Raw genomic sequence first — 6628 nt, 5'->3', positions numbered from 1 at the left:
CGGCACCCACGAGTTCGTGGAATGGCTGCACGCAAGGAAACTGGGCTACTCGGTCGGGTTCACCCTGTCCGACGACGCTGTCGAACGCCTGGCCCGCATCCCCGCACACGCGTGGACCCCGGCCTACGACGACGAGCGCACCCCGCGCGACGGGGCCTGGGTCGCCGAGGCCACCGGCGTGCTCGAGATGTCCGGATGGCCGAAGGGCATGCGGGTCATCGTCCGCAAGGAACGCCCGCACCCCGGCGCACAACTGCGTTTCACCGACGCCGACGGGCTCCGCCTGACCGCGTTCGCCACCAACACCGGCCGCGGTCAACTCGCTGACCTGGAACTACGTCACCGCCGCCGCGCCCGCGCCGAGGACCGCATCCGCGCCGCCAAAGCCACCGGGCTGACCAACCTGCCCTTCCACGGCTACGCCCACAACCAGATCTGGGTCGCGATCGTCGCCCTCGCGGTCGAGCTGACGGCCTGGACCCAGATGCTGGCCCTGACCGGCCACGAAGCCCGCCGCTGGGAGCCCAAACGCCTGCGGCTACGCGTGTTCTCCGTCGCCGGCCGCATCGCCCGCCACGCCCGGCAAGTCCACCTCCGACTGGCCCGCCACGCACCCTGGACCGAGCTGATCCTGACTGCCTGCAAGCGCCTGCATAACCTGCCGCAACTGGCCTGACCAGCCGCAACCCGTCCCTGCGAACAGCAGCTCACCTCCATCGGGCAGTGGAACCCGACGGCACCCGGCCGACAACGGGCCACCGCAACGACCCTGAACACCGAAAGGAGGAAGCCCCACAGCCACCGGACACGCTCTCAAGCCAGGACGTCACCGGCACGAAAGATCCGGGCTAACGCCCTTTTGGGTTGTGTTGCGGTCAAACGTTCTGGAATGCGTGAGAATGAGGCTACGGTCCTCGCCATGCCGAAAAGATTCTCCACTGCAAGGGGTCGGGAGTTCGGTGACGGGCTGCGCGCGGCCATTGCCGCCACGGGCATGACCTCGCGCGCGGTCGCCGAGCTCGTGGGCTGGCAGGAAGCCAAGGTGTCCGATCTCGTGAACGGCAAGGGCGGCGCGACCGAGCTGGAACTGGCCGTGCTGCTGGGCGTCTGCCGGACGCCGCCGGACGAACGCGAACACCTGCTGGCGCTGTTCCGCGCCACGAACGTCAAGGGGTGGCTGCAGGAGCACGGGGCAGCCGAGCCGATCCTGCCGCGCACCCTCATTCACCACGAGGCGATCGCGAAGTCTCTCGTGAGCTGGCAGCCCTTGGTCGTGCACGGCCTGTTGCAGATTCCCGACTACACGCGTGCGGTGGTCGAGGCGAGCGCCAACGTTCCGGATGACGAGGTCGAGGAGCGCGTCGCAGCACGTGCGGTCCGGAAGAAGGCGCTTCGATCGCAACTAAAGGCGACTTTTTACCTCCACGAATCCGTGCTCAGGACGCCGGTCGGCGGTGAAGAGGTGATGCGCGCGCAGCTCGAGCACCTCGCCCAGGTGTCGATGCGGCCGTACGTCGTGGTCAGGGTCGTCCCGACGTCGATCGGGGCGCACGCAGGGCATTCCGGGCCGTTCAGCCTGCTGAGGTTCCACAAGATCGAGCCGGTGGTGTTCGTGGAAAGTGAGAACGCCAGCCTCATCATCGAGTCGCCGCTTCCGCTCAAGAGCTACGACGCGGTCGTTGAATCACTCGCTCGGACGGCGTTGGACGAGGAACAATCCAGGAGTCTGATCAAAGACATCGCCGGTTGAGGAGACGTTGATGGCCGAGTGGCGCAAGAGCAGCTACAGCGCGAACGCGAGTGATTGCGTCGAAGTCGCCACCGGTATCGGCATCAGGGACAGCAAGGCGCCCGTCAGCCACGTCGAGGTGGGCGCGGCCGCGTGGTCCGCGTTCCTCGCGGACGTCACCCGAGCGGACTGAGAAACGGCGCGAAGTGGTCGGCGACGTCGTCCGCGACCGCTTCGGCGTCACGGGTGCCGTCGACCTCGATCACGCGCATTCCCAACGCACGGGCGGCGCGCACCGCGTCCTCCGCGACGAGCCGGTTGCGCTCCAGGCGGTTTCGTTGCGCCCGAGCGGGATCGCTGACCTCGGCGGGAAGCGCTGTGGCGCGCGGCAGCACGCGAATCTGGTGCTCGCGGAACTCGGGCGTCGGCACCACCACGACCATCCTGCGCGGTGAGTCGATCAGGGGTGCCACCAGTTCGGGGCGCAGGCCCCAGCCCTCGGCGAGGATCGGCCTGCCCGACACGAGTGCGCGCAGGTCGTCGAGCACCCACTCGAACCTGGCAGGGAACCCCGCCAGGGTGTTCGCGGCCAGGTCGGACGGCGTCGGGTGCACCCACATGTCGTCCGGTGAGCTCGGCAGCGGTTTGCCGCTGGCGATGCGGCGGTCGTTGTGGCCGCGGGCGTCGTGGTAGTCGTAGTTGTACGCGGTGATTCCGTGTCGTAGTGCCAGGATTCGTGCCACCGTCGACTTGCCCGCCCATTGCGCGCCGCCCATCCACAGCGCGTTGCGCAGGGTGCCGAACGGATCCCAGGTCTCGGTCACGGGTGCCATTCTGCCGGTCGTTACCATCCGAACCATGACCATGCCCGCGGCGATCGAAGCCGTCCGCGCAGCGTTCGCCGGCCTCGCCGCGGGGGAGTTCGAGCTGCCGCCGCGGCAGGCGTTCAGCGAGAGCCGCTCGCTCGTCATGGCGGTGCACCACCGGCCGACGCGGTCGACGGCGGTCAAGGTGATCAGCATCGAGCTGGAGCGGGATCCGGTGATCACCGGCACGGTCGTCTACTCGCATCCCGAGGGGCAGTTCGTCACGGACGCGGTGCCGCTCACGACGTTGCGGACGGGTGCTGTCGTCGGGGTGGCAACGGATCTGCTGGCCGACGAGGACGCTTCCCACCTGGCGCTGCTCGGGGCCGGGGCGCAGGCTGCGGACCAGGTCCGGGCGGTGCACGCGGTGCGGCCGTTGAAGAAGCTCGTCGTGTTCAACCGGAACGCGGAGAAGGCCGAGGCGCTCGTCGACGGGTTGAAGGACGAGCTGCCGGACACGGTGATGGACGTGGCGGCGAACGCCGAGGAGGCGGTGGAAAGCGCGGACGTCGTGTGTTGTGCGACGGCGTCGACCGTGCCGTTGTTCCGCATGGAGGCGTTGAAGGAACGGGTGCACGTCAACGCGATCGGGTCGTACCGGCCCGTGATGCGGGAGCTGCCGGAGGAGCTGCTCGCCGCGGCGGAAGTCGTTGTGGTGGACCAGGTCGAGGCGGCGTTGAGCGAGGCCGGGGAGATCATCCGGGCGGTGAACTCCGGTGTGCTGCGGCTGGAGGCGCTCGTCGAACTCGGTGCGGCGCTGGGTAATCCGCCGTTGCGGCAGGGGCGGACCGTGTTCAAGTCCGTCGGGGTGGCCGTGCAGGACTGGGCCGTGGCGAGGCTTCTGGCCTGAACGAGCGCTGGACGTGATCCCCTTCCGCCGCAAGGGGTTCACGTCCAGCGCCGTTTCCGGCCCGGCCATGCGCTACCGGGCAGGGAGAGACCTCAGACCTGCCACTTCTGGTTGGCCGTGCCCGCGCAGTCCCAGATCTGGAGTCTCGTGCCGTTGGCCGACGAGCCGCCGGTGGCGTCGAGGCACCTGTTGGCCTGCGGGTTCACGATGTCCTGAGCACCGCTGACGGTCCATCGCTGTGCTCCGGTGCCGTTGCAGTCCCAGAGCTGGACCGCCGTGCCGTTCGCGACGCCTCCGCCGGAGACGTCCATGCACTTGCCCAGCGCGCGGATGGTGCCGTCGCCGGGACGGCTCCACTTCTGGGCGGCGTTGCCGTTGCAGTCGGTGATCTGGATGGGTGTGCCGTTGGCGGTGTTCGCCCCGGCCACGTCGACGCACTTGCCGCCGATGCCGCGGATCTCCGTGCCGCCGGTGGGCGGCGGGCTGTCGTTGGAGACGCGGACCCAGTCGATCACGAGCTGCTGCGGGAACGTCGTGCTGCCGTCCGGGTAACCCGGCCACTCACCACCGACCGCGAGGTTGATGATGATGAAGAACGGCTTGTTGAACACCCAAGTCTTGCCGCCGAGGTCCTGCGGCGTCTTGCGGCCGTAGACCTGGCCGTCGACGGACCACACGATCTCACCCGGACGCCAGTCGACGGCGAAGTTGTGGAAGCCGTCGGCGAAGTTCGGGCCGTTGTAGACGTGGGACAGGCCGCCCGCACCGCTGTAGCCGGGGCCGTGGATGGTGCCGTACACGGTGTTCTGCTGGTGTCCCAGGAACTCCATGACGTCGATCTCGCCGGAGCCCGGCCACGGGTTACCGCTGTTGATGTCCGCACCCAGCATCCAGAAGGCCGGCCAGATGCCCTTGCCGCGCGGCATCTTCATGCGCGCTTCGAACCGGCCGTAGGTCTGGGTGAACTTGCCCGCGGTGTTGATGCGGGCGGACGTGTACTCGCAACGGCCGTACCAGCACTGGTAGTTGCCGGGGTTCTCGCGCTTGGCGGTGATCACGAGATTGCCGTTGCCGTCGTGCGCCGCGTTCGAGGTACCGGCCTGGTACCACTGAGACTCGCGGTTGTTGCCGTTGTTGTTGCCCACTTCCATTTGCCACTTGCCACCGTCGACACCCGTGCCGGCGGGGGCGTTGAACTCGTCGGCCCAGGTCACCGCCGCATTGGCAGGGGGAGCTTGGGTGGTGGTGGCGACGGTTATCCCTGCGGCCACCATCAAGGCAGCGGCGAGGGCCGTCCCGATGCGTCGCTGCATCGAACCGACCTTTCCTGGATTTAGTTGTGCGCCCAGTGGTTCGGAAGTGTTGTCACGCCGTGACTCTCGGTCAACGTGTAAAGGTTTTCAAGAATTTGTCAGATGAGAGCGCTCTCAGATGATCTTGAGCGCTGCCAGCGGGAACACGGGTGGAATCGGGCGTCGGAGTTCCGGAGAGGCCCACTGCAGGGGTCGGTCCGTGCCGGACCGCCGACGTCCAGGTGGGTGCGAAGGCGCTGAGTGCTCGTCGCGGGGTCGTGCTGTCGGCGGGAAGTGCGGGCCGCCGCTGTCCTGGTGAGTCGCCGAGGTCCGGAAGGCTCCGAGCGGAGCCTTCCGGACACAGCGGGGATCAGCCCATCGGCGTGGTGATCACGTTGAAGACCGAGCCGCCGCTGGCTGAGCGGGCGCTGAGGTCCTCGAGGATCGTCGAGACCGGGGAGTAGTTGTTCAGCTCTCCCGGCTGGCAGGCGCCGCTGCGGGCCTGCTGGCTGCCGTTGAGGATGCCCAGGGCCGCCTTGTCGACCTGGCTGAACAGCGGGCTGCCGCTGTCACCGTTGCGGGCGCACAGGTCGGTGTTGATGCCGACGTCGGTCGACAGGACCCGGCCGCACCTGGTGCCGGGGTGGTAGCCCGCCCCGGGACCGCTGTCGTAGGAGTCCGGGTAGTCCACCGAGCTGGCGCCGGCGCCCGACGTGCACACGATCGCGCCCGCCTTGATCTCGGCCAGCGGGGTGACCTTGGTGATCTCCTGGTTCTGCGACGTGGCCTGCGGGCCGCACGGGGTGTCCGCGTTGCTGTCGTTGCCGCCGTTGCGGCAGAACTTGAGCACCGTGTTGCGGTTGGTCTGGCCCTCCAGCCACTTGATCGCGGTCTTCGCGTCGACGTACCGCAGGGCGGCGTAGTCGTACGGGTACGCGTTCTTCTCGATGCCGTGCATGTTCACGACGTTGAGGCGGTTGTGCTGCGTCGGCACGGAGTTCTGCTTGTTCACCGTGCAGTGGCCCGCGGTCAGCACCCACGACGCGTTGGGGAACGCGCCGCCGGTCGTCCGCAGGTTGAAGGCCGCGGTGCAGCCGCCCGTGGTGCCGTTGTCGCGCCTGATGTCCAGCCGCAGACCGCCCCGCATGGGGCCGTAGTTCGTGCAGTACAACGGGTGGCAGTAGCCCACGTTGACCGGGTCGCCCGCGAACGGCGTCGGCTTCGGCAGGATCCGGGTGGAGACCAGGCTCGGATCCGCGTCGAACGTCCGGTTCTCCGGCACCGCCTGAGTGGTGGCCCCGGGCTTGTTCTCCTTGAGCCACGCGCGTTCCCAGACGACGACGCGGTTCTCGGTCTCGCTGATGGCCGGCAGGAGCACGGCGTCCGCACCGGCGCCGACCTGCTTGCTGATCCGGTCGTAGGCCGACTTCAGCGTGGCCAGCGAGTGCTTCACCTCGCGGATCTTGACGTTGGCGCGGTCGGGCATGCCGCCGACGTAGCGCTGGGCGACCGCGGGCTTCGTCATGGCGACGACGAGCTCGCCGCCGGCCTCCTGATCCAGCCACATGCCGCCGTACTCACCGGCGGCTTCGCGCTTCAGCGTCTCCTCGAGCTTGATCGCGTCGTTCTGGAGCTCCAGGCGGCGCAGGGCTTCCTGCTCGCTGACGCGGTAGTTCTTGACCAGGTAGGCGATCGACTCCGAAACACTGCTCGGGTCGATCGCGGTGTGGAACGACGGTCCGGCCGTGGCCGATGCCGATGTGATGGTCGCCGAGACCATCAGGCCTGCGGCGACCACCCCCAGGTGTCTGGCAAACCGCAATGGGTTCTCCTCGCTCGGATGAGTGACTCGACCATTGAAACGGTTGCCGGGCGTCGAACGTTGGAACAT

7 protein-coding genes are annotated in these 6628 nt (G+C 68.2%); 4 read left to right on the top strand and 3 right to left on the bottom strand.

Going from position 1 to position 6628, the window contains the following annotated elements; genetic code table 11:
• From AOM45_RS40740 to AOM45_RS50170, 3 genes are all read left to right on the top strand, one after another.
• Positions 1-676 (top strand): transposase (locus tag AOM45_RS40740; RefSeq protein WP_174517958.1); only part of this gene is annotated, 676 nt, incomplete at its 5' end.
• A 243-nt stretch (positions 677-919) separates the two neighbouring features.
• Positions 920-1750, top strand: a complete 831-nt coding sequence (locus AOM45_RS40735; RefSeq protein ID WP_169792651.1) for a helix-turn-helix domain-containing protein — start codon at positions 920-922, stop codon at positions 1748-1750.
• Between the two features lie 10 nt (positions 1751-1760).
• Positions 1761-1922 carry a DUF397 domain-containing protein gene (locus AOM45_RS50170; protein WP_081902237.1) on the top strand — a complete coding sequence of 54 codons (162 nt, stop codon included), beginning with the start codon at positions 1761-1763 and terminating at the stop codon, positions 1920-1922.
• Here the strand turns inward: AOM45_RS50170 and AOM45_RS40730 are convergent.
• Positions 1906-2562 (bottom strand): hypothetical protein, encoded by a 657-nt coding sequence (locus AOM45_RS40730; RefSeq protein ID WP_030468833.1) that lies wholly within the window; start codon positions 2560-2562, stop codon positions 1906-1908. The two genes, AOM45_RS50170 and AOM45_RS40730, sit on opposite strands and share 17 nt — an antisense overlap.
• 25 nt (positions 2563-2587) lie before the next feature.
• Here AOM45_RS40730 and AOM45_RS40725 point away from each other — a divergent pair, with 25 nt between their 5' ends.
• Positions 2588-3445 (top strand): ornithine cyclodeaminase family protein, encoded by an 858-nt coding sequence (locus AOM45_RS40725; protein WP_035910846.1) that lies wholly within the window; start codon positions 2588-2590, stop codon positions 3443-3445.
• Between the two features lie 92 nt (positions 3446-3537).
• On the opposite strand, the gene AOM45_RS40720 is transcribed toward AOM45_RS40725, so the two are convergent.
• The gene (locus AOM45_RS40720) at positions 3538-4758 is read right to left on the bottom strand and encodes a family 16 glycosylhydrolase (RefSeq protein WP_030468779.1); all 1221 of its coding nucleotides are present in this window, start codon (positions 4756-4758) and stop codon (positions 3538-3540) included.
• Between the two features lie 349 nt (positions 4759-5107).
• Positions 5108-6559 (bottom strand): trypsin-like serine protease, encoded by a 1452-nt coding sequence (locus AOM45_RS40715; RefSeq protein WP_236704014.1) that lies wholly within the window; start codon positions 6557-6559, stop codon positions 5108-5110.
• Positions 6560-6628: the final 69 nt, after the last annotated feature.

The sequence above is a fragment of the Lentzea aerocolonigenes genome (genome assembly GCF_000974445.1).
Classification (GTDB): Bacteria; Actinomycetota; Actinomycetes; order Mycobacteriales; family Pseudonocardiaceae; genus Lentzea; species Lentzea aerocolonigenes.
This window is presented reverse-complemented; position numbering and strand designations above follow the sequence as displayed.

What these genes read in the sequence shown, in the direction of transcription:
- AOM45_RS40735 (WP_169792651.1), top strand. Translation starts at nt 920, where the DNA reads ATGCCGAAAAGATTCTCCACTGCAAGGGGTCGGGAGTTCGGTGACGGG.
- AOM45_RS50170 (WP_081902237.1), top strand. Translation starts at nt 1,761, where the DNA reads ATGGCCGAGTGGCGCAAGAGCAGCTACAGCGCGAACGCGAGTGATTGC.
- AOM45_RS40730 (WP_030468833.1), bottom strand. Translation starts at nt 2,562, where the DNA reads ATGGCACCCGTGACCGAGACCTGGGATCCGTTCGGCACCCTGCGCAAC.
- AOM45_RS40725 (WP_035910846.1), top strand. Translation starts at nt 2,588, where the DNA reads ATGACCATGCCCGCGGCGATCGAAGCCGTCCGCGCAGCGTTCGCCGGC.
- AOM45_RS40720 (WP_030468779.1), bottom strand. Translation starts at nt 4,758, where the DNA reads ATGCAGCGACGCATCGGGACGGCCCTCGCCGCTGCCTTGATGGTGGCC.